The organism is Pseudomonas sp. S49, assembly GCF_009866785.1.
Taxonomy (GTDB): Bacteria; Pseudomonadota; Gammaproteobacteria; order Pseudomonadales; family Pseudomonadaceae; genus Aquipseudomonas.
On sequence record NZ_CP019432.1, the window covers coordinates 1,860,519 to 1,882,896 of the forward strand.

The 22,378-nt window shown below is 59.5% G+C and carries 21 protein-coding genes and 1 pseudogene; 18 read left to right on the top strand and 4 right to left on the bottom strand.

The annotated features are described in order from the left end of the window. Position 1: 1 nt before the first annotated feature. The 16 genes from fliH to PspS49_RS08230 all read left to right on the top strand — a co-directional run bounded on the left by fliH (position 2) and on the right by PspS49_RS08230 (position 12,766). Positions 2 to 808 carry a flagellar assembly protein FliH gene (fliH, locus tag PspS49_RS08155; RefSeq protein ID WP_160038785.1) on the top strand — a complete coding sequence of 269 codons (807 nt, stop codon included), beginning with the start codon at positions 2 to 4 and terminating at the stop codon, positions 806 to 808. Continuing rightward, a complete protein-coding gene (gene fliI / locus PspS49_RS08160) occupies positions 798 to 2,156 on the top strand; it encodes a flagellar protein export ATPase FliI (protein ID WP_064119534.1) in 1,359 nt (452 codons plus the stop codon). Before fliH ends, fliI begins: the two co-directional genes overlap by 11 nt. 6 nt (positions 2,157 to 2,162) lie before the next feature. Then, a complete protein-coding gene (fliJ, locus tag PspS49_RS08165) occupies positions 2,163 to 2,615 on the top strand; it encodes a flagellar export protein FliJ (protein WP_127926314.1) in 453 nt (150 codons plus the stop codon). A gap of 190 nt (positions 2,616 to 2,805) precedes the next feature. Continuing rightward, on the top strand, positions 2,806 to 3,111 hold the full coding sequence (locus tag PspS49_RS08170; RefSeq protein ID WP_150749249.1) for an STAS domain-containing protein: 306 nt from the start codon (positions 2,806 to 2,808) through the stop codon (positions 3,109 to 3,111). Positions 3,112 to 3,116: 5 nt separating this feature from the next. Continuing rightward, positions 3,117 to 4,820, top strand: coding sequence for a fused response regulator/phosphatase (locus PspS49_RS08175; protein WP_160038787.1), 1,704 nt, complete (start codon positions 3,117 to 3,119; stop codon positions 4,818 to 4,820). A 31-nt stretch (positions 4,821 to 4,851) separates the two neighbouring features. Further along, positions 4,852 to 5,199 (top strand): Hpt domain-containing protein, encoded by a 348-nt coding sequence (locus PspS49_RS08180; protein ID WP_127926317.1) that lies wholly within the window; start codon positions 4,852 to 4,854, stop codon positions 5,197 to 5,199. A gap of 104 nt (positions 5,200 to 5,303) precedes the next feature. After that, positions 5,304 to 6,665, top strand: a complete 1,362-nt coding sequence (locus tag PspS49_RS08185) for a flagellar hook-length control protein FliK (RefSeq protein ID WP_150749246.1) — start codon at positions 5,304 to 5,306, stop codon at positions 6,663 to 6,665. A 327-nt stretch (positions 6,666 to 6,992) separates the two neighbouring features. Beyond that, on the top strand, positions 6,993 to 7,496 hold the full coding sequence (gene fliL, locus PspS49_RS08190) for a flagellar basal body-associated protein FliL (protein ID WP_007920033.1): 504 nt from the start codon (positions 6,993 to 6,995) through the stop codon (positions 7,494 to 7,496). Between the two features lie 9 nt (positions 7,497 to 7,505). Continuing rightward, a complete protein-coding gene (gene fliM, locus PspS49_RS08195; protein ID WP_007920032.1) occupies positions 7,506 to 8,474 on the top strand; it encodes a flagellar motor switch protein FliM in 969 nt (322 codons plus the stop codon). A 53-nt stretch (positions 8,475 to 8,527) separates the two neighbouring features. Continuing rightward, on the top strand, positions 8,528 to 8,980 hold the full coding sequence (gene fliN / locus PspS49_RS08200; protein WP_174245049.1) for a flagellar motor switch protein FliN: 453 nt from the start codon (positions 8,528 to 8,530) through the stop codon (positions 8,978 to 8,980). After that, positions 8,981 to 9,433 carry a flagellar biosynthetic protein FliO gene (gene fliO, locus PspS49_RS08205; protein ID WP_160038789.1) on the top strand — a complete coding sequence of 151 codons (453 nt, stop codon included), beginning with the start codon at positions 8,981 to 8,983 and terminating at the stop codon, positions 9,431 to 9,433. Then, positions 9,433 to 10,191, top strand: a complete 759-nt coding sequence (gene fliP / locus PspS49_RS08210) for a flagellar type III secretion system pore protein FliP (RefSeq protein WP_150649707.1) — start codon at positions 9,433 to 9,435, stop codon at positions 10,189 to 10,191. The genes fliO and fliP overlap by 1 nt, the downstream gene beginning before the upstream one ends. Further along, a complete protein-coding gene (fliQ, locus tag PspS49_RS08215; protein WP_038363854.1) occupies positions 10,188 to 10,457 on the top strand; it encodes a flagellar biosynthesis protein FliQ in 270 nt (89 codons plus the stop codon). The genes fliP and fliQ overlap by 4 nt, the downstream gene beginning before the upstream one ends. 3 nt (positions 10,458 to 10,460) lie before the next feature. Then, positions 10,461 to 11,246, top strand: coding sequence for a flagellar biosynthetic protein FliR (gene fliR / locus PspS49_RS08220; RefSeq protein WP_160038791.1), 786 nt, complete (start codon positions 10,461 to 10,463; stop codon positions 11,244 to 11,246). Positions 11,247 to 11,249: 3 nt separating this feature from the next. Further along, positions 11,250 to 12,389 carry a flagellar biosynthesis protein FlhB gene (gene flhB / locus PspS49_RS08225; protein ID WP_127926321.1) on the top strand — a complete coding sequence of 380 codons (1,140 nt, stop codon included), beginning with the start codon at positions 11,250 to 11,252 and terminating at the stop codon, positions 12,387 to 12,389. A 140-nt stretch (positions 12,390 to 12,529) separates the two neighbouring features. Further along, positions 12,530 to 12,766: a hypothetical protein gene (locus PspS49_RS08230; RefSeq protein ID WP_160038793.1), complete on the top strand. Its 237-nt coding sequence runs from the start codon at positions 12,530 to 12,532 to the stop codon at positions 12,764 to 12,766. A gap of 168 nt (positions 12,767 to 12,934) precedes the next feature. Here PspS49_RS08230 and PspS49_RS08235 read toward each other — a convergent pair. Continuing rightward, positions 12,935 to 13,174: pseudogene (locus tag PspS49_RS08235) on the bottom strand (hypothetical protein); the annotation flags it as partial. 228 nt (positions 13,175 to 13,402) lie between these two features. Between PspS49_RS08235 and PspS49_RS08240 the strand changes: the two are divergent. Continuing rightward, positions 13,403 to 14,071: a hypothetical protein gene (locus PspS49_RS08240; RefSeq protein ID WP_160038795.1), complete on the top strand. Its 669-nt coding sequence runs from the start codon at positions 13,403 to 13,405 to the stop codon at positions 14,069 to 14,071. 220 nt (positions 14,072 to 14,291) lie between these two features. Here PspS49_RS08240 and PspS49_RS08245 read toward each other — a convergent pair whose 3' ends face one another. The 3 genes from PspS49_RS08245 to PspS49_RS08255 all read right to left on the bottom strand — a co-directional run bounded on the left by PspS49_RS08245 (position 14,292) and on the right by PspS49_RS08255 (position 19,657). Continuing rightward, the gene (locus PspS49_RS08245; RefSeq protein WP_102900463.1) at positions 14,292 to 14,651 is read right to left on the bottom strand and encodes a hypothetical protein; all 360 of its coding nucleotides are present in this window, start codon (positions 14,649 to 14,651) and stop codon (positions 14,292 to 14,294) included. Positions 14,652 to 15,065: 414 nt separating this feature from the next. Further along, entirely contained in the window at positions 15,066 to 19,145 is a 4,080-nt protein-coding gene (locus PspS49_RS08250) for a hypothetical protein (RefSeq protein ID WP_160038797.1), read from the bottom strand. A 152-nt stretch (positions 19,146 to 19,297) separates the two neighbouring features. Continuing rightward, a complete protein-coding gene (locus PspS49_RS08255; RefSeq protein WP_127926325.1) occupies positions 19,298 to 19,657 on the bottom strand; it encodes a hypothetical protein in 360 nt (119 codons plus the stop codon). 589 nt (positions 19,658 to 20,246) lie between these two features. Here PspS49_RS08255 and flhA point away from each other — a divergent pair. After that, positions 20,247 to 22,376, top strand: coding sequence for a flagellar biosynthesis protein FlhA (gene flhA, locus PspS49_RS08260; RefSeq protein WP_127926326.1), 2,130 nt, complete (start codon positions 20,247 to 20,249; stop codon positions 22,374 to 22,376). Positions 22,377 to 22,378 lie beyond the last annotated feature (2 nt).

Here is a 22,378-nt window from a genome sequence, read left to right on the forward strand (position 1 = left end):
CATGGACAAGCACGACGACGATGTGACGGATCTGATCCGTGCCCGCGATGTCCGTGGTTTCGAATCCTGGGCCATGCCCAGCTTCGACCCGCCGAAACCGGAACCCGAGCCCGAGCCGGAGCCCGAACCGCCGGAAATGGAAGAAGTGCCGCTGGAAGAAGTCCAGCCACTGACCCTGGAAGAACTCGAAAGCATCCGTCAGGAGGCTTACAACGAGGGCTTCGGCATCGGCGAAAAAGAAGGTTTTCACAGCGCCACGCTCAAGGTCCGTCAGGAAGCTGAAGTGGCGCTGGCGGCAAAACTTGCCAGCCTTGAGCAACTGATGGCGAACCTGTTCGAGCCGATCGCCGAGCAAGATACGCAGATCGAAAAGTCGCTGGTCGACCTCGTGCAACACATCACCAAACAGGTGATCAAGCGCGAACTGGCCATCGATTCCAGCCAGATCGAACACGTCATGCGCGATGCGCTCAAGCTGTTGCCGCTGGGCGTCGACAACGTGCGCCTGTACGTCAATCCGCAGGACTTCGAACAGGCCAAGGCCCTGCGCGAGCGTCATGAGGAAACCTGGCGCATCGTCGAGGACGAAGCGCTGTTGCCGGGCGGCTGCCGGGTTGAAACCGAGCACAGCCGCATCGATGCCAGCATTGAAACCCGCGTTGGTCAGGTTATGGCCAAGCTGTTCGATCAGTTGCACGAACAGGCTTTGCACCCGGCTGAAGCGGATCTGAGCCTGGACATTCCAGAAGACGTAAAACCGGCGGCTGTCCCTGACGAGCCGCTCGCGGACAACCCCGATGCGCCTTGAACGCACCAGTTTCGCCAAGCGCCTGAGCACTTACGCTGAGGCCACCGAGATTGCCGGCGCGCCGATTCTTGAAGGTCGCCTGCTGCGCATGGTCGGCCTCACCCTCGAAGCCGAAGGCCTGCGCGCCGCCATGGGCACACGTTGCCTGGTGATCAATGACGACAGCTATCACCCGTCACAGGTGGAAGCGGAAGTCATGGGGTTTTCCGGCAGCAAAGTCTTTCTGATGCCGGTCGGCAGCGTCGCCGGCATCGCCCCGGGTGCCCGTGTGGTGCCACTGGCTGATACCGGGCGTTTGCCGATGGGCATGAGCATGCTCGGTCGCGTGCTTGACGGCGCCGGCCGTGCGCTGGACGGCAAGGGCGGCATGAAAGCCGAAGACTGGGTGCCGATGGACGGCCCGACGATCAACCCGCTGAACCGTGACCCGATCAGCGTGCCGCTCGACGTCGGCATCCGTTGCATCAACGGTTTGCTGACGGTCGGGCGTGGCCAGCGTCTGGGTCTGTTTGCCGGTACCGGTGTCGGTAAATCCGTGCTGCTGGGCATGATGACGCGCTTTACCGAAGCCGACATTATCGTCGTTGGTCTGATCGGTGAGCGGGGTCGGGAAGTTAAGGAATTCATCGAGCACAGCCTCGGTGAAGAAGGCCTCAAACGCTCCGTCGTGGTTGCCTCGCCAGCGGACGATGCGCCGCTGATGCGTCTGCGCGCAGCGATGTACTGCACGCGCATCGCCGAATATTTCCGCGACAAGGGCAAGAACGTCCTGTTGCTGATGGATTCGCTGACCCGTTTCGCTCAGGCGCAGCGAGAAATCGCCCTGGCAATCGGCGAGCCGCCGGCGACCAAGGGTTATCCGCCATCGGTGTTCGCCAAATTGCCGAAACTCGTTGAACGTGCCGGTAACGCAGAGAAGGGCGGCGGTTCGATTACCGCGTTCTACACCGTGTTGTCCGAGGGCGATGACCAGCAGGACCCGATTGCCGACTCGGCCCGAGGCGTGCTCGACGGTCACATCGTCTTGTCCCGGCGTCTGGCGGAGGAAGGACACTATCCGGCCATCGACATCGAAGCGTCGATCAGCCGGGTGATGCCGGCGGTGGTCTCGCCGGAACACATGCAGCGCGCGCAATACTTCAAGCAGTTGTGGTCGCGCTATCAGCAGAGCCGCGATCTGATCAGCGTCGGTGCCTACGTTGCCGGTGGCGACCGCGAGACCGATCTGGCGATCTCCCTGCAACCGCAGTTGGTCCGGTATCAGCGTCAGGGCCTCAACGACAAAATCAACATGGGCGAAAGCCAGGCTTACCTCGAAACCCTGTTTGCCCCGGCGGCGGGCGGCTAACCGGTCATGGCCACTGTCAGTCGAGCCGCGCGTCTGGCGCCGGTGGTGGACATGGCCGAACAGGCCGAGAAAACCGCCGTGCAACGCCTGGGCTATTTTCAGGGTCAGGTGAAGGTCGCCGAAAGCAAACTCGCCGACCTCAATGCCTTCCGTCTGGACTACTCCGAGCAATGGATCGTGCGTGGCGCCACAGGCGTGACCGGCCAATGGCTGCTGGGTTTTCAGGGCTTTCTGGCGCAACTCGACACGGCGGTTGATCAGCAGCGGCAGAGCCTGGTCTGGCACCAGAACAAACTCGAAAAGGCCCGTGAGGAATGGCAACAGGCGTTCGCCAAGGTCGAAGGGCTGCGCAAACTGGTGCAGCGTTATCGCGAAGAGGCGCAACGCCTTGAAGACAAGCGCGAGCAGAAGTTGCTTGATGAGTTGTCGCAGCGCTTGCCACGGCAGAATCCGTTTTAAAACGCACCGCCAGACCCTGTGGGAGCGAGCCTGCTCGCGAATGCATTCGGTCAGTTGACTCAATTGTTGACTGGCACGACGCCTTCGCGAGCAGGCTCGCTCCCACATTTGTTCCTGCGTTGCGCCTTGCTGCAACCCTGTGCAAGTGCTAAACCTTGTACAGGTTCGTCAATGACAAGGAAGCCAGTCAATGTCAGTCGTTACAGAAGTCTCTCCAGATGGTCAAAAACTGACGATTTTGGTCAAGGGTCGTTTTGATTTTGGTCGCCATCAGGAGTTTCGCGAGTCCTATGAGCGACTTCCCAAGAAGCCTGACTCCATCGTGGTCGATCTGAAAGAAGCCACCTACCTCGACAGCTCGGCACTGGGCATGCTGCTTCTGCTGCGGGATCACGCCGGCGGCGATAACTCGGACGTGCGAGTAGTCAACAGCAGCTCCGACGTGCGCAAGATCCTCGCCATCTCCAATTTCGACAAACTCTTCGACATCACTTGACGGCCATGCAGGTGCAAGAGCCGCTGACGATCCTGATCGCCGAAGACAGCGCCGCCGATCGCTTATTGCTGTCGACCATCGTCCGCCGCCAGGGTCACGAAGTCCTGACGGCGGCCAATGGTGCCGAGGCGGTCGATCTGTTTCGTCGGCAACAACCCGATCTGGTCTTGATGGACGCGATGATGCCGGTCATGGACGGCTTTGAGGCCGCAAGGCAGATCAAGGCGTTGGCCGGTGAAACTCTTGTGCCGATCATCTTCCTGACGTCGCTGACCGAAAGCGAAGCGCTGGCCCGTTGTCTTGAAGCCGGTGGTGACGACTTTCTGGCGAAGCCTTACAACCAGGTGATCCTTGCCGCCAAAATCAAGGCGATGGATCGCTTGCGCCGTTTGCAGGCAACGGTTCTGCAACAGCGCGACCTGATCGCTAAACATCATGATTATCTGCTCAACGAACAGCGCGTGGCCAAAGCGGTGTTCGACAAGGTTGCGCACTCCGGCTGCCTGAGCGCGGCGAATATCCGTTATCTGCAATCACCGTATGCCTTGTTCAACGGTGATCTGCTACTGGCGGCCTACACGCCGGCGGGCGACATGCATGTGCTGTTGGGCGATTTCACCGGTCATGGCCTGCCAGCAGCGGTCGGGGCGATGCCCTTGGCCGAAGTGTTTTATGGCATGACCGCCAAGGGTTACGGCCTGGCGGAAACCCTGCGCGAAATGAACGCCAAGCTCAAACGCATCCTGCCGGTGGACATGTTCTGCTGCGCCACGCTGCTGTGCCTGAGTTTTCAGCGGCGTTCAGTCGAAGTGTGGAACGGCGGCATGCCTGACGGTTATCTGCATCGGATCGCCAGCGGTGAGCGTGTACCGCTGGCAGCGCGGCACTTGCCACTGGGTGTGCTGAGTGCGCAGGCGTTCGACGACCGTACGGAAGTGCATCCGATGGCCGCTGGTGATCGGGTGTTCCTGTTGTCCGACGGCGTCATCGACACCAGTGATGCCAGTGATCAACTGTTCGGCGTCGAGCGCTTGCAGCAGGTGTTCGCCGCCAACCGCGAGCCGGATCGCTTGTTCGAGGACATCGAGCAGGCGCTGCGGGATTTTCGCGGCGAGGCGCGCGACGATATCAGCATGGTTGAGGTCAGCCTGCTGGAACCGGCGCAGGTCAAGCCGTCGGCACCGGTGTACTCCGACAGCGGCCAGTCTTGTCCGCTGGACTGGGCGGTGAGCTTCGAATTCCGTGGCGCGACGCTAAAACGTTTCAATCCGTTGCCGTACCTGTTGCAGTTGCTGCTTGAGGTGCATGGGCTGCGGGCGCAGAGTGGTGCTTTGTACAGTGTGCTGGCCGAGTTGTATTCCAATGCGCTGGAGCATGGCGTGCTCGGTCTGGATTCCAGTCTCAAGCGCGATGCGGCGGGGTTCGCTCGCTACTATCAGCAGCGCAACGATCGGCTGGAGGCGCTGCAGGACGGTTTCGTGCGCGTGCATTTGCAGGTGCAGCCACAAGGCGAGGGCGGTTGTCTGGTGATTCGGGTTGAAGACAGCGGCAAGGGTTTTGATGTAGCGCGAGTCATGGAGCGACCGCTGGACGGAGTCCGTTTGTCGGGACGTGGCGTCAGTCTGGTCCGGCAATTGGGGCGCAACGCCAGTTGGTCGGACGAAGGTCGTAGTGCCCGCGTGGAGTTTTCCTGGGAGGTTGAGGCATAATCCGCGCAATTCTTGATCAAGGAGTGAGCAAGTGGCTGACACACATATTGATCGCGAGGCGCTGAGCGTACTGCGCGAAGTCATGGAGGAGGGTTATCCGGAGCTTCTGGATACCTTTCTGACGGATTCCGAAAGTCGCTTGGTTGTGCTGCAAAAAACAGCGGATGCCAAGGTGTTGTCGGAAGTGGCCCATAGCTTCAAGGGCAGCGCCAGCAATATGGGAGCTGTCCGCTTGGCGGCGCTCTGCCAGGAGCTGGAATCGGAAGCCAAAGATAAAAGCCCCTCGGAAATCGCCAGGCTGGTGGCTGACATCAGTGGCGAGTTCGCAGATGTCCGCCCGGTTTACGAAGACGAGCGACAGCACGCGTTGACTCACTGATCCCGCCGTCCGGCGCTTTTCTCAAGCGCCGGACAAAACTGGCCCGGCACTTGCAGCTATCTCCGCAACTGTACCTACGATCCCAGTGCAGCGGAGACCGTTTCATGCCTGCGACCCCCAACATCCTTCTTCAGAACGCCGCTCAGGCCAAGGCGCAAGCCGCCTCTGCGAAAACGTCGGCCATGGCCGTAGATACCGGGGATAAGGCCTCAAGCTTCGCAAAAGTGTTCGCCGATCAGGGACCGGGCAAGCCAGTCGCAAGCACCGATAATTCGCCCAAGGCGTCGCGCGACAAAGTCGCTGACAACAGCGGCAAAAAGGATATCGGTAAGGATCCGTCTGCCGCTGCGCAACCGGCGGTTGCCGATAGCGGCAACGACTTGCCTGCCGATAAAACCGCAGCTAGCGATGACACATCCGCCAGCAGCGACGACAGTACCAATACTGCCCAGACGCCAGTGGTTGATGCGGCACCGGTTGACCCGACACTTGATCCGGCATTGGCCGTCGCTGTGCAGCCGGTTGTCACCACGCCAGTGGTGCAAGCCCCGGCCGCCGTCCAGCCTGAAGCTGAAAACCCCGCGCTCGCCGTGTTGCCGGGAGTGGTCAAAGATCCGGCACCGACCACCGACAGCGATTTCGACCCTTCGGCCGATCCGCTCGACTCGATGCCGGCCGTGCGTATGGCGATGGAGCAGGGCGGGCACATTTCCGCTGCCAGCCAGGCGCAACCGAAGGCTTCGCCGGCTCAGGCTCAGGCTGACGGCGAATTGACTGCGGCGCAGAACTTCGCCGCCGGCATGGCCAGCATGCTTGACGTGCAAGCCGACAAGGACAGCACCAGCCAGGGCGGCGAAAAAGCCTTCAGTGGTTTGATCGACGATGGCCTCAAAGATCTCAAGACGGCGACCAGCGATACCCGCGTGGATGACTTCGCCAACCGTCTGGCGGCATTGACTCAAGCCGCCACGCCGAAGACCGCGAACGCGGTGCCGGTAAATCAGCCGATCGCCATGCATCAGAGCGGCTGGACTGAAGAAGTGGTCAACCGCGTCATGTATCTGTCGAGCGCCAACCTCAAGGCGGCGGATATTCAGTTGCAACCGGCCGAACTGGGGCGCCTGGATATCCGCGTCAACATGGTCCCGGATCAGCAGACGCAAGTGACGTTCATGAGTGCGCACCCGAGCGTGCGTGAAGCGCTGGATGGTCAGATGCATCGCCTGCGCGACATGTTCAACCAGCAGGGCATGGGCCAGGTCGACGTCAATGTCTCCGACCAGAACCGTGGCTGGCAGGGGCAGCAAGGCCAGGAGCAGGCACAGCAGGGCCAGAGTGGTCGCACCAGCGCTGCCGGCGGTCGCCTCGACTCGGCGGATGAGGAGTTGGCGCCTGCCGCCATTGCTGAAGCCGCTGCTCAAACCACCAGCGTGATTGGCACCAGCGCCGTCGACTATTACGCCTGATCAAATCAAGAGCCCCTCACCCTAGCCCTCTCCCAGAGGGAGAGGGGACTGATTGGGGGATATTGGAGATTTACACCGACTTGAAATAGCGTCTGTGAATCCATGATCGCCAAGACTTGATGGATGACTCCCTAATCGACTCGGTCTTTCAGGTCGACGAATCACGACAAAGCAACTCGGTCGGCCCCCTCTCCCTCCGGGAGAGGGCTGGGGTGAGGGTGCCTTTGACTTTAGCGTTGTCTCCACCATCACCGACACTTCTGGCATAACACTTGCTCTTGCCTTGCCGTGCGACTGTGAAAACCCGAATAGTGACGGATTATTGGCATGGCGAAGAGCGAAACAGCAGCAGTGAAAGACCCCGCAACCAAAGGCAAACTCAAGCTGATCATTGTGATCGTGCTGGCGTTGCTATTGGCCATTGGCGCATCCGTGGGGGCGACCTGGTTCTTCATGCACAGTGCCCAGAGCAAGCCTGCCGAGGCCGCCGATGCAGCGCCCGTCGGCAAGCAGCCAGCGATTTTCGAGCCGATGGCGCCAGCCTTCGTTGCCAACTACAACCAGAACGGCCGTCAGCGCTACATGCAGGTGAGCATCACCATGCTGGCGCGTAATCAGGCCGATCTGGAAGCGCTCAAAGTGCACATGCCGGTGATCCGCAACAACCTGGTAATGCTCTTCTCCGGTCAGGATTTCGCCACCTTGGCGACCCCGGTCGGCCAGGAGATGTTGCGCCAGAAGGCCACAGCCAGCGTCCAGGAAGTGGCGCAGAAAGAGCTGGGCAAAGTGGTGATCGAACAGTTGCTTTTCACTAATTTCGTACTGCAGTAGGAACACGACATGGCCGTGCAGGATCTGCTGTCCCAGGATGAAATCGATGCGCTGTTGCATGGCGTCGACGATGGTCTGGTACAGACCGATAACGCTGCCGAACCCGGCAGTGTCAAAAGCTACGACCTGACCAGCCAGGATCGCATCGTCCGTGGACGCATGCCGACTCTGGAAATGATCAACGAGCGTTTTGCCCGTTACACCCGCATCAGCATGTTCAACATGCTGCGCCGCTCGGCGGACGTTGCCGTCGGTGGCGTACAGGTGATGAAGTTCGGCGAATACGTGCACTCGCTGTACGTACCGACCAGCCTCAACCTGGTCAAGATCAAACCGTTGCGCGGCACCGCGCTGTTCATCCTTGACGCCAAACTGGTGTTCAAACTGGTGGACAACTTCTTCGGCGGCGACGGTCGTCACGCCAAGATCGAGGGGCGTGAATTCACCCCGACCGAACTGCGCGTGGTGCGCATGGTGCTGGAGCAGGCCTTCGTCGATTTGAAGGAAGCCTGGCAGGCGATCATGGAAGTCAATTTCGAGTACATCAACTCGGAAGTGAACCCGGCCATGGCCAACATCGTCGGCCCGAGCGAAGCGATCGTGGTCTCCACGTTCCATATCGAACTCGACGGCGGTGGCGGCGATCTGCACGTGACCATGCCGTACTCGATGATCGAGCCGGTACGCGAAATGCTCGACGCCGGTTTCCAGTCGGACCTCGACGATCAGGACGAGCGCTGGGTCAACGCGCTGCGTCAGGACGTGCTCGATGTCGATGTGCCGATCGGTGCCACCGTGGCGCGCCGCCAGTTGAAGCTGCGCGACATCCTGCACATGCAGCCGGGCGATGTGATCCCGGTCGAGATGCCGGACGAAATGATCATGCGCGCCAACGGCGTGCCGGCCTTCAAGGTCAAGATGGGCTCGCACAAAGGCAACCTCGCGTTGCAGGTGATCGAGCCGATCGAGCGTCGCTGAAGCAGCGCTCAAATCCCCAAGCCTTTAACTGAATTTTTGCCCGCCGAGGACAAATGATGAACGATGATATGAACGCCCAGGACGATCAGGCACTGGCCGATGAATGGGCTGCGGCTCTGGAAGAAACCGGTGATGGTCAAGCTGACATCGACGCCCTGCTGGCCGCCGACGCAGCTGGCGGCTCGCGTCTGCCGATGGAAGAGTTCGGCAGCGTGCCGAAGAACAACGATCCGGTGACCCTCGACGGCCCGAACCTGGACGTGATCCTCGACATCCCGGTATCGATCTCGATGGAAGTGGGCAGCACCGACATCAACATCCGTAACCTGCTGCAACTGAACCAGGGTTCGGTGATCGAGCTTGATCGTTTGGCCGGCGAGCCGCTCGACGTGCTGGTCAACGGCACGCTGATCGCGCATGGCGAAGTGGTGGTGGTCAACGAGAAGTTCGGCATCCGCCTGACTGACGTGATCAGCCCAAGCGAACGCATCAAGAAGCTGCGCTGAGTGAAACGGTTTCTCTGGGCTCTGCTGGCACTGCCATTCAGCGTGCTGGCTGCCGAGCCGTCGACAGCCACGACAGTGCCTGCCGCCACCGCGCCGATGGTCACCAGCGGCGTGGCCGGGCAACTGACGCAACTGGTGTTTGGCCTGTTGCTGGTGCTGGGCGTGATCTTCTTCCTCGCCTGGCTGTTGCGCCGGGTGCAGCAGGCCGGGCCGGCAGGCAAGGGGCAAGTGATCGAGCTGATCGGCTCACGCGCACTGAGTCCGCGCGACCGCTTGCTGCTGGTGCAGGTCGGCAACGAGCAGATCCTGCTCGGTCTGAGCCCCGGCACCATCACCGCGCTGCACGTGCTCAAGGAACCGGTCGACGTGCCGGCGACCAGTGAAAAAGCGACCCCGGAATTTGCCCAGCATCTGCTGAAGATTCTCGGCAAGGATCAGAAGGATACGAAGTAATGGGTGCGCTACGCATCGTCTTGACGCTGGCCCTGTTGCTGGCCGCGCCACTGGCGTTCGCCGCCGATCCGTTGTCGATCCCGGCGATCACGCTGGGCACCAACGCCGATGGCGCGCAGGAGTATTCGGTCAGTCTGCAGATCCTGCTGATCATGACCGCGCTGAGCTTCATCCCGGCGGCCGTGATTCTGATGACCAGCTTCACCCGGATCATCATCGTCTTCTCGATCCTGCGTCAGGCCCTCGGCCTGCAACAGACGCCGTCGAACCAGATCCTCACCGGCATGGCGCTGTTCCTGACCCTGTTCATCATGGCCCCGGTGTTCGACCGGGTGAACAAGGACGCGCTGCAACCGTATCTGGCGGAAACCCTTACCGCCCAGCAAGCGGTGGAGAAGGCCCAGGTGCCGATCAAGGACTTCATGCTCGCGCAGACCCGCACCAGCGATCTCGAACTGTTCATGCGTTTGTCCAAGCGCACCGACATCGCCACCCCGGATCAGGCGCCGCTGACCATTCTGGTGCCGGCGTTCGTCACTTCCGAGCTTAAAACCGCGTTCCAGATCGGCTTCATGATCTTCATTCCGTTCCTGATCATCGACCTCGTCGTGGCCAGTGTGCTGATGGCGATGGGTATGATGATGCTCTCGCCGCTGATCATCTCGCTGCCGTTCAAGATCATGCTGTTCGTGCTGGTGGATGGCTGGGCGCTGATCATCGGCACCCTGGCCAGCAGTTTTGGAGGTGTCTCGCCATGACGCCGGAAGTTGCGGTCGATATCTTTCGTGAAGCCCTTTGGCTGACCACATTGATGGTCGCGATTCTGGTGGTACCGAGCCTGTTGGTCGGCTTGTTGGTGGCGATGTTTCAGGCCGCGACCCAGATCAACGAACAGACCCTGAGCTTCCTGCCGCGTCTGCTGGTGATGCTGGTCACGTTGATCATCGGTGGTCCGTGGATCGTGCAGACGTTCATGGAATACATCATCCAGTTGTACAAAAACATCCCGATGGTCATCGGCTAAGCCATGCAATCGCTGCTTCAGCTGACCGACACCCAGATCAGTACCTGGGTGGCCTCGTTCATGTTGCCGCTGTTTCGCGTGGCATCGATGCTGATGGTCATGCCGGTGTTCGGCACCACCCTGGTGTCGCGGCGGGTGCGCCTGTATTTCGCCGTGGCCATTACCGTGGCGATTGTGCCGAGCCTGCCGCCGATGCCGCCGGTCAGCCCGCTCGACCTGAGTGGCTTGATGCTGATTGCCGAACAGATCCTGGTCGGTGCCGTGCTCGGGTTTTCCCTGCAGCTGTTTTTCCAGGCGTTTGCCGTGGCGGGGCAGATTGTCGCGATCCAGATGGGTATGGGCTTCGCCTCGATGGTCGACCCGGCCAACGGCGTCTCGGTGGCGGTGATCGGGCAGTTCTTCACTATGCTCGTCACGTTGCTGTTCCTGTCGATGAACGGCCATCTGGTGGTCTTCGAGGTGCTCACCGAGAGCTTCACCACGCTACCGGTCGGCAGCGGTCTGATGACTGTGCATTACTGGGAGCTGGCCGGCAAACTCGGCTGGGTCCTCGGTGCAGCGCTGTTGCTGGTATTGCCGGCAGTTACGGCGCTGCTGGTGGTCAACATCGCGTTTGGCGTGATGACCCGCGCCGCGCCGCAACTGAACATTTTTTCCATCGGTTTTCCGCTGACCTTGGTCCTCGGCCTGTTTATCGTCTGGGTTGGTCTGGCGGACATTCTCAATCAGTATCAGCCGCTGGCCACTGAAGCCTTGCAGCTGCTACGCGAACTGGCACGGGCGCGCTGAGTCATGGCAGAGAGCGAAAGCGGTCAGGACAAAACAGAAGACCCCACGGACAAACGCAAAAAAGATTCCCGTGAGAAGGGTGAGATTGCCCGTTCCAAAGAGCTCAACACCCTCGCCGTGATGATGGCCGGCGCCGGCGCGCTGCTGGTGTTCGGCGGCATGCTGGCCGAAGACCTGATGGAGCTGATGCGCCTGAACTTCACGCTCTCGCGCGAGGTGATCATGGATCAGGGCGCCATGGGCGCGTTTCTGTTGCAGTCCGGCCAGATGGCGCTGGTGGCGATCCAGCCGATCATGATCACCCTTTTGCTGGCGGCGCTGATCGGGCCGATATCTCTCGGTGGCTGGCTGTTTGCGGCGGGTTCCTTGGCCCCCAAGTTCAGCCGGATGAACCCGGCGGCAGGCCTCAAACGGATGTTTTCGTTCAAGGCTGTGGTCGAGCTGCTCAAGGCGCTGGCCAAGTTTCTGATTACCTTGGGTGTGGCGTTGGTGGTGTTGTCGGCGGACGTCGATGACTTGTTGCGTATCGCCCACGAGCCGCTGGAAATGGCGATCATTCACAGCGTCACGCTGGTGGGCTGGAGTACCTTGTGGCTGGCCTGCGGCCTGATCATCATTGCCGCCGTCGACGTGCCGGTGCAGCTCTGGGAAGCGCACAAGAAACTGCTGATGACCAAGCAGGAAGTGCGCGACGAGCACAAGGACCAGGAAGGTCGCCCGGAAGTCAAACAGCGCATCCGCCAGACCCAGCGCGAAATGTCCCAGCGGAGGATGATGGCGGCGATTCCCGACGCCGACGTGGTCATCACCAACCCGACCCACTACGCCGTCGCGCTCAAGTACGACTCGGAGAAGGGCGGCGCGCCGATATTACTGGCCAAGGGCAGCGACTTCCTCGCGTTGAAAATCCGCGAAATCGCCGTCGCCAACAATGTCATGCTCCTCGAATCGCCGGGGCTGGCGCGTTCGATCTATTACTCCACCGAACTCGAGCAGGAAATCCCCGGCGGACTGTATCTGGCGGTTGCTCAGGTCTTGGCTTACGTCTACCAGATCCGCCAGTACCGCGCGGGCAAGGGCAAACGGCCGGATCCGCTTAAGGATGATTTGCCGATTCCGCCGGATCTGCGTCGCGATTCCTGACGGTGCTTTGCAGCCATTGGTCTGAGATCTCCCTTCACTGTCAACTCTGACAGGTGTGCTTGCCGTGATTTTGCAGTTTGATGCAAGGTGGCGCCGCGAACCTGGTGCGGTCATGCGAGCGAGTGCAAGGGAGCACGACAATGAAAGGTATTTTCAGCAGTTATGATGAAAAAACCGGAAGCGGCACCATCACGCCGAAGCAATCGGGACGCTGTCTTTCGTTTGCCGACGCCACGGGTTTTTTTCTGACCGCCAAAGAATACCGCTTCAGCATTCCATTGGCTGATGCCTTGCAGGCGAATATCAAAGTGGGCGGCGAGGTCGAGTACGAATTGCCCAGGAACAAGAATGGAAAAGTGAAAATTCTTCGGTATTGAGCAATTGATCGCAAAGCCGCTGAAAACGGGGCGGCGGTTTTTTATGATCGTTCCCACGCGCAGCAAAGGAATGCAGCCCGGGACGCTCCGCGTCCCTTCCAAAGCCGAACGCGGAGCGTCCGTTGAGGCATTCCCACGCAGGAGCGTGGGAACGATCATCGCGTGTCGCTACTGCGGCAACTCCAGATTATCCATCACCCGATTCACCGCCAGCTCCCTGAGCATGATCAATTGCGCAATCCCCAACAGCGTCCGGCGCTGCGACGCGGGTATGAGGTGGGCGAAGTCATGGGCGATGGTTCTGGCTGAGGCGAGTGTTTCGCTGGCATCGGCCAGCAGTTCCTCGTTTTTGAAGTCGGCAGTGACGGCGTACATTCGGCGGGTTTTGCGTGGCGGTGGGGTGGAGCCAGAACGGAAAATTATCTGGGAGAAAAGGTGGTCCGTACTGAAATCCCCGGCTACCAGATCCGTCGTTACCTTGGTTCGCTCAAGAATGATTTGCCGCTGCGCCGGGCTTTCTGACGGCTACCGCCTGTCTGAAATACCCCCGTACCTGTTAGTTCTGACAGTAGACGGCCGCCGTGAAAATCGATGACATGGGTTGCGGAATTTCTCCGCAATTCACGGAGCACGATCATGGCAGAACGTATCTATCGCAAGCTTGAAGGCATGACCCTGGAGTATGTTTCGGGGCGGTTGGAGGAAAACCCGAAGGAAAACTCCATTCGGTACGAGGTCACCGTCGACATGGATCTGGACTTCACGCACTTTGTACAAATGGCCAATGCCTATATCCCGGATTATCTGGGCAATCCGGTCAACGCCATCAGACCTGAGCTGGATGGGCTGGCTTATCACTATTCCTACAACTACCTGTTCGATGCAGCCGGAAAAATCAGCGACAACCAAGCGTTGTTCGGACTCTTCAACTCGCCCAGGTATTACATGGATCAATGGGCAAACGGCCTTCATTTGCGGGTGCGTTATGGCAAACCGGAATTTGTGCAGGTCGGGCGCAAGCTGCGCGTGACTGCACGCAAAGACTTCCGACCGCTGGATGACACTAGCCAGATCGAAATCGGTGATTTGCCGGTCCTCCAGTTTCATTGGGCGCTCAATCTGCTGCAAAGTGACCTGACAGTCCCAGGACTCATTGCGCCAGCGACCAAGGTCGTGCTGATGTACATGGATGAGGACTTCGTTGAGGTCGAAGGTGAGCAACTTTTCCGGGGTACGCGGTACATCAATGGCAAGCAACTGAGCTTCGGCAATATTGCACCCAAGCAGATTCTGACTGCGCAGTAACCCGGGTAAAAAACCGCCGCCCCGATTCAACGGAGCAGCGGTTTTTTTATGCCTGAAGACACGTGTCGGCTGTGAGGTCGCCTTCGCGGACAAGCCCGCTCCCACCTGTTCGTCGGTGGATCATGGATATGTGAACGGCGCAGATCCCTGTGGGAGCGGGCTTGCCCGCGAAGACGTCAGCAGCCACTACGCCTTATTCAGAGCTTGTCGCGGATCCTTGCTACTGCGGCAACTCCAGATTATCCATCACCCGATTCACCGCCAGTTCGCCGAGCATGATCAGTTGCGCGATCCCCAACAGCGTCCTGCGCTGCGACGCGGGTATGAGGTGGGCGAAGTCATGGGCGATGGTTCTGGCGGAGGCGAGTGTTTCGCTGGCATCGGCCAGCAGTTCCTCGTTTTTGAAGTCGGCGGTGACGGCGTACATCCGGCGGGTCTTGCGCGGTGGCGGCGTGGAGCCAGGTGGGCAGAGGTAGTGATCGAGGGCGCGGTCGGCGGCTTCGTGGAGTTTTTTTGAATCGAGGGATTCGTAGGGGGAGGTGGGGTCGGTTTCGGGTGGGTTTGGCGTTGGTTTGATCATGGTGAAGCTCCTGAGTTTATGGAGCCACTCTTTCCCTGTCGCTAAACAGGTGAAGGTGGCAGCTGTACGCAGGTTAGCGAACCGGTCTCAGGCACACCGGTAGACCCAAAGGTCTCCCGCATACAGCCGCCATAACGTAATTGCGGGCGAAGAGTCCCACAACGAAGCCACGAACGCTGATGCACTGAGTTGGTCCGAGTCGCTAAACCCGATCGCTGATTCGTCAGCGACCGATCCACAATAGAACCCGACCCCAAAGCGCACAAGCCGGCGGATTCTGGCGTAGCTGTAGGCAACGGCGCAAGGATGTGTAGCCTTGAAGGCGTGTCTGGAGGTGTCTTTTAAACACTTGAGTTTAAAAGGCAAGGAATCGGGCGACTGTCTGGTTGGAAACGTGGTCTGTCCCTGATATCGCTAAAAACATATTGCGCACTTGTCAGGGTGCGGCACTTCAATTCCGCTTTCGGACGTATGAGCGGTGAAGGGGGCAACGTATTGCCACGAAGGCCCGTTTTTTTGAATATAGCTTATCCAGTAACCTCCGCCTGGACCTGTGTAAGGCACTGGTTGATACCCGGTTAGGATCTCGAAGAGACGAATGGTGCCGTTGACCGGGTCGAATCTGGCAAATAGTGCGAGGTCATTTCCATTAATCACTGTTCCTCCTACTGATACTCGCCAATTGTAGGCTCCGCGGTCAGAAAGACCTGTAGTGTTCACTCGAGGCTTGAATACATTGCTTACCTTAACTTCGAAACTACCCGAACGGTTGAGGCTGTCAGTCACAATGATCCGTGTGTTCCCGTTCCACTCGCTTCTTACGCATCCCTTTGAATCAACTGACGCTGTTGCACTGCTTTCGGAACGGAAAGTATAGGGCGGGGCACCACTAGTAGGATGGCGAATGGCGAAGGTTCCGACGGGATCAATTTCAGTGCGAGGCCAATTAAGCCCCGTGCCATCAATAGACAAGCAGCGACCAGATAAAACGAGAGTAGATGTATCTATAACGAATGGCGGCGCTACGGTCAGTGTTCTGGCAGCCGACACGACGCCGGAACCGTACAACGCCTTAGCGGTAAAACTGTGTACTGCCACAGCCAAGCCATCGGCGAGCAACGTCCAGTCACCGATTGTGGCATCTGCATTGGCCTGACCTTTGGAGGCAGTGCCGTCAAAGATTTCGACCTTCTGGCCTTTGGCTGCGACGCCGCTGAGAGTTACGGCAGTTTCTACTGTGCTCCCGCCTTGAGGGATTTCGACGTCGCTGGGTGAGCCTTTGACCGAGGTTATGGTTGGTGCTGAGTCTGCCGCCACCGTCAAATTCCGCACATTCGAATACAACGGATTACTCGGATAACAGGCCTCGGCGTACAGCCGCCGCGCGCCGAGTGGCACGGTAATCGGAAGTTCCCAGATACCTGTCGTTCCGTTGGCGGTCGCGGTTCCCCTTGTGGCCGAGCCGGAACCGGTGCCGTCACGGATATTGATCTGCTGACCCAGGCTCGCGGTTCCTTTAAGTGTCAGCTCGGTACTGACCGTCGTTGTGCCTTCCAGCACTTCCACATTGCTGGCGTCCCATACATTGCTCAGCGTTGGCACAACTACGGCCGTGACGATCAACGTTCTGGCAGCCGAGGAGGCCCCCGAACCGTATAACGCCCTGGCGGTAAAACTGTGCGGCGCGACGCTCAGGCCGGTGACGGCCAATGTCCAGATCCCGGTTGCTGAATCGGCGGTCGGTTCACCTTTGGACGTTGTGCCGTCAAGCACGCTGACTTTCTGGCCTTTGGCGGCACTACCGGTCAAGGTCACGGCCGTTTCGACGATGATTGCGCCCTCGATAACTTCATCACCGCTGGGCGATCCAGTGACCAAAGTGATGCTCGGCGTCACATCTTCGATGGCCCTGATCGTATAAACCTTCACCGGCGCATCAATCGCCTCAGCCTCCTCACGACTCAACGTCAACGCCGCTTTGAAATGCAATTCCAGCCGACTGCCATCCGCCAGGTCCTTGATGGCGTTGTACGCCAGCGTATGTGTGTATTGACCGCTGTTGAACCAGTTTTGATTAACGTAGGAAGACGGCCACGGCCATACCACGTGATGGAAGGCATCGCCGTTATTCTTCGTACCTTTGAGGTTCAGTCCTACCCGATGATTGGCGGCTATAAACGCCCAGACGCCAGCGAGAATCGTTGCGCCCAACGTCACCTTCGTCAGATCCAGCACCGTGCCATCGGCTTGTTCAATGCTGATTTTGTCCAGCTCTGTCGCAGGCAGCGGCGTGACGCTGACGGTCAAAGGCAAAGATGGAGTTGTCTGGCCTGCCGTGACTTCGTAGCTGAGTGTGAAGGTTTTGGTTTCATTGCCGATGTTGGCTGCGATGGCTGTGGCGGGAATCAGGAACTCGACGCTGCCGCTGGCAACGCCTTGTTTGGCCGGGATGTCCGGTGAGCCGACGCCGGGCGTGCCCGCCATGGTCAGTTTGATATTGTGTTTTTCATTCATGCCGGTGTAGGCCACGACCACGCGGGCACCCGCTTGGGCGTCGAGTGGCGCCAGGGTCACGCTGGCACCATTGCCGGTGGCTTCCGGCATCTGTGGCAATGGCAAGGGGTTTTCCAGCGCCACCCCGACACTGAACTCCAACGGCTCGGCATAACTCGTCCCACCGGCCGCACGCTTGATTTCGTACCTGGCGATCACCGTCCCGCCTTCATTGCCCTTGATCACCTCGGCCGGGATGTTGAACGGTACTTCCTTACCGGCGGTGAATTCGTTCAGCTTGATCGAGTCGGGGTATTCGCCGGTGATCGAGCCGATCCAGAACATGAAGACTTCATCGCCTTTGACCGTTTCGGTGTACGGCACGGTCAGGGTTGTGCCGGCGGTGTCGGCTGGCAGAACGCCGTCCACCACGCCGTCCACCACGCCGGCCACCACCGGTTCGGGCAGTTCCAGGCGTGGTTCGCCGACTTGCAGGATGTCGGTGTGGATCGACTCGCGAATGGCGCGGGTAGCCTCGAACGGGTTCAGTGTGGCGAGCACTGCGTCGGCGATCAGTTGCTGATAATAGAACTCGGCCGTGCCACCGTTGACCGGGGCCAGGTGTTTGCCGTCGATGTTGTACAACAACGGTTTCGCCGCAACGATGTCGTTGCGGGTGATGAGGCGAAGAGGCAAGTCAGGCAGGTAAGGTTTGAGACCAGGCGTGGTGCCGAGCATGAATATCTTGAGAACCTGGCCTTCGGCAAAGGATTTGTCGAAGGGGATCTCGAGACGCACCTGGGCCAGCGTCGGGTCCAGCGCCCCGGAGTCCTCGTCCAGCATGATCGGCGCGGCCAGCCGCTGGACTTCGCCGATGGCGCGGATGAATTGGCTTTTGGATTTCAGATCTTTGGAACCGTCGGCTTTTTTCAGGCGGTATGACAAGGTGATCTGCGACTTGGCCAACTGGCGCAGCACGGCGTTGGGGGCCTTGATTTCAATAATGCTCGGCACGCTGGTCAACGCCGCGCCTTCTACTTCCAGATCAATCGGCGCACCTTCGACCGGCGTGCCCTTGATCTTGATGAACGGGATGTCACCGATTTTGAAGTTGGTCGTGTCTGTGGCGATAATTTGCACGGTGCCGTCAGCGTCACCCAGTTGGTCGACATCCAGCACGTTGTTCAGCGTTTCCTTGAGCAACGGCGCGATCAGCCGGGTCGCATCAACGGCCACTACCACACGCTGTTCGGGGCTCCAGTCCTCGGAACGGTTGAAGACCTTGTCGTACACCTCGAACACCACGGCTACGCCGGGAAACTCTGCATCACCGGCGTCGGTGATGAAGTCTTTTTCGATTTTCACGATGATCGGCGTCTTGCCTTCGGCCTGTTCCTGAGTCAGCGGTTCACTGAGCACGAAGATCCCGCCCCAACTCACGCGACAAATATCGCCGGCTGCGGCGTAGGGATAGGGGGGTGTGCCGTCGGCCTTGCCAATGCTGATCTTCACGCCTTTTTCCGCAATCTCCTTGTCGATGCCACCGTCAAGAATGTCTTGGGGAATGATCATGATCAGCTTGGAATGCCCGCCGTCACCGTTTTCGTCATGGCCGCCCGGGCGCGTCAGCTTGACCAGCACCTGCATGACTTCAGACGGTTGATCCGTGCCGCCCAACGGCTTGACGACATAGGACACCGCGAACTGACCATCGACCATGTGCCGGGAAGGCACGAACATGCGCAATTGCGTGCCGACCTCATCCTTGAGGACGGTCTTGCCCCCCGCGTCCAGCCCGGTGCCCCAAAAGATCGTCAACCTGTCGCCGCTCGCCATATTCCCCCATGGTCCGGCCTGGCACTGCAGGCCATGCAGGGGAAAGTTGCCCAGCGCGGCGGCGATGTTGATGCCCCAGATATCGGGATCCGTCGACACCGGGTCCTTGCTGCGACCCGGGATGCCGAGTTCCGCGAGTAGCAGGGGTTTGTTGGGGCTGGCCATGGCAACGACTCCGGGCGGGAAAGTGACGGAGTGATTGAACGGCTAAAAGCGAGATTGCGCACCTGTCAGATCTGACAGGTGGCGACGAGTGGTCATTGGCGCGAGACTGAAAAGCCAAAGATCGCAAAAGCGGAAAGCGTGGTCTGGCCTGTTTAGCCCGGCAACTCCAGATTATCCATCACCCGATTCACCGCCAGCTCCCCGAGCATGATCAATTGCGCAATCCCCAGCAGCGTCCTGCGCTGCGACGCCGGTATCAGATGGCCGAAGTCATGGGCGATGGTTCTGGCTGAGGCGAGTGTTTCGCTGGCGTCGGCCAGCAGTTCTTCATTTTTGAAGTCGGTGGTGACTGCGTACATTCGGCGGGTTTTGCGTGGCGGTGGGGTGGAGCCGGGTGGGCAGAGGTAGTGATCGAGGGCGCGCTCGGCGGCGTCGTTGAGTTTTTTTGAATCGAGGGATTCGTAGGGGGAGGTGGGGTCGGTTTCGGGTGGGTTGGGTGTTGGTTTGATCATGGTGAAGCTCCTGGAGTCGTTGGAGCTGCCAGCGTTCGCTGCGAGACGAATGAGGGTGGCAGCTATACGCGGGTCGCAGACCGGGACTCTAGAACCGGCAGACCCGAAGGTCTCCCACGTACAGCCGCCATAAGCAAAGCGGATGTTGTGCGTCCAGAGATCGACGGGCTGCGAGACCCGATCGCTGATTCGTCAGCGACCAATTCACAATAGAACCCGACCCCAAGGCGCACAAGCCGGAGGATTCTGGCTTGACTGTAGGCAATGGCGCAAGGATTTGTAGCCTTGAAGGCGTGTCCTGAAGTGTCTTTTAAACACCAGAGTTTAATAGGCACTTTGTGCTGACTTCACTGGCCCCTTCGCGAGCAGGCTCGCTCCCACATTTGGATTGCATTCCACTCCAATATTTGGAATGCATTTCCCCTGTGGGAGCGAGCCTGCTCGCGAAGGGGGATCCCGGTCAGCAGAAAATTCACGGTCAAAACCCCTCTGTTTAAATTCCAGGCAAAAGTTGGAAAGCTTCTTGCAGTACCCGCCGTGAGCCCGCTCTGGGCGTCAAAAGTTTGCTTTAAAGGAACGGGGAAAACCGGTGGATCGCTCTCAGTTATTCAACACTGCTCGCACGAATGTTGCCGACCTCAGTCGAGGCAATCTGGGCGTGCCGTTGTTGCTGCTGGTTATGTTGGCAATGATGATGTTGCCGATTCCGCCGTTCCTGCTCGACGTGTTTTTCACCTTCAACATCGCGCTGTCGATCGTCGTCCTGCTGGTCTGCGTGTATGCGCTGCGGCCGCTGGATTTCGCCGTGTTCCCGACGATTCTGCTGGTCGCGACGTTGCTGCGGCTGGCGTTGAACGTGGCCTCGACGCGGGTGGTGATGCTCCACGGTCAGGACGGCCACGCCGCTGCCGGTAAGGTGATTCAGGCCTTCGGTGAGGTGGTGATCGGCGGTAACTACGTGGTCGGTATCGTGGTCTTCGCGATCCTGATGATCATCAACTTTGTCGTGGTCACCAAAGGTGCCGGGCGGATTTCCGAGGTGAGCGCGCGTTTCACCCTCGATGCGATGCCCGGCAAACAAATGGCGATCGACGCCGACCTCAACGCCGGTCTGATCGACCAGAACCAGGCCAAGGCACGCCGTCAGGAAGTCGCCCAAGAGGCCGAGTTCTACGGTTCGATGGACGGTGCCAGCAAGTTCGTCCGTGGTGACGCCATCGCTGGCCTGCTGATTCTGTTCATCAACCTCATCGGCGGCATGGCCGTCGGTATCTTCCAGCACAACATGAGCTTCGGCGATGCGGGCAAGGTTTACGCCTTGCTGACCATCGGTGACGGTTTAGTGGCGCAATTGCCATCACTGTTGTTATCGACAGCGGCAGCGATCATGGTGACCCGTGCTTCCGGTTCGGAAGACATGGGCAAGCAGATCAATCGCCAGATGTTCGCCTCGCCGAAAGCGCTGGCAGTGGCGGCCGGTCTGATGGCGGTCATGGGCCTGGTGCCGGGCATGCCGCACTTCTCGTTCCTGACCATGGCCGCGCTGGCCGCTGGCGGCGCGTACCTGTTCTGGAAGAAGCAGAACGTGGCCAAGGTCGTGGCGCTGGAAGAGGTCAAGCGCCAGCAGGAACTGCTGCCGTCGCCGGCTCGCGCCATGGAAACCAAGGAGCTGGGCTGGGACGACGTGACGCCAATCGACATGATCGGTCTGGAAGTCGGTTATCGCCTGATCCCGCTGGTGGATCGCAACCAGGGCGGGCAGTTGCTGGCGCGGATCAAGGGTGTGCGCAAGAAACTCTCGCAGGATCTGGGCTTCCTCATGCCGACCGTGCACATCCGCGACAACCTCGATCTGGCGCCAAGCGCCTATCGCCTGACCCTGATGGGGGTGATCCTCGCCGAAGCCGAGATCTATCCGGATCGCGAACTGGCGATCAACCCGGGCCAGGTCTACGGCACGCTCAACGGTATCAACGCCAAAGATCCGGCTTTCGGCCTGGAAGCGGTGTGGATCGAAATCAGCCAGCGCGCGCAGGCACAATCGCTCGGTTACACCGTGGTCGACGCCAGCACCGTGGTTGCGACGCACTTGAACCAGATTCTGTACAAGCACTCCAGTGAGCTGATCGGCCACGAAGAAGTGCAGCAACTCATGCAATTGCTGGCCAAAAGCTCGCCGAAACTGGCTGAAGAGCTGGTGCCGGGCGTGGTCACGTTGTCGCAGTTGCTCAAAGTGCTGCAAGCGCTGCTCGCCGAACACGTACCTGTGCGCGATATCCGCAGCATCGCCGAAGCCATCGCCAACAACGCCGCGAAGAGTCAAGATACCGCCGCGCTGGTGGCTGCTGTGCGGGTCGGCGTATCGCGCGCCATCGTCCAAAGCATTGTAGGCACTGAGTCCGAGCTGCCTGTGATCACCTTGGAACCAAGGTTGGAACAAATATTGCTCAATAGTCTGCAGAAGGCAGGACAAGGCTCGGAAGAGGGCGTTCTGCTGGAGCCAAGCATGGCCGAGAAGCTGCAGCGTTCGCTCATCGAAGCGGCGCAGCGTCAGGAAATGCAAGGTCAGCCGGTGATCCTTTTGGTCGCTGGCCCGATCCGCGCGATGCTCTCGCGCTTTGGCCGCCTCGCAGTCCCTGGGCTGCATGTGCTGGCCTACCAGGAAATACCGGACAACAAGCAAGTGACCATCGTTGCGACAGTAGGGCCCAACGGCTGAGG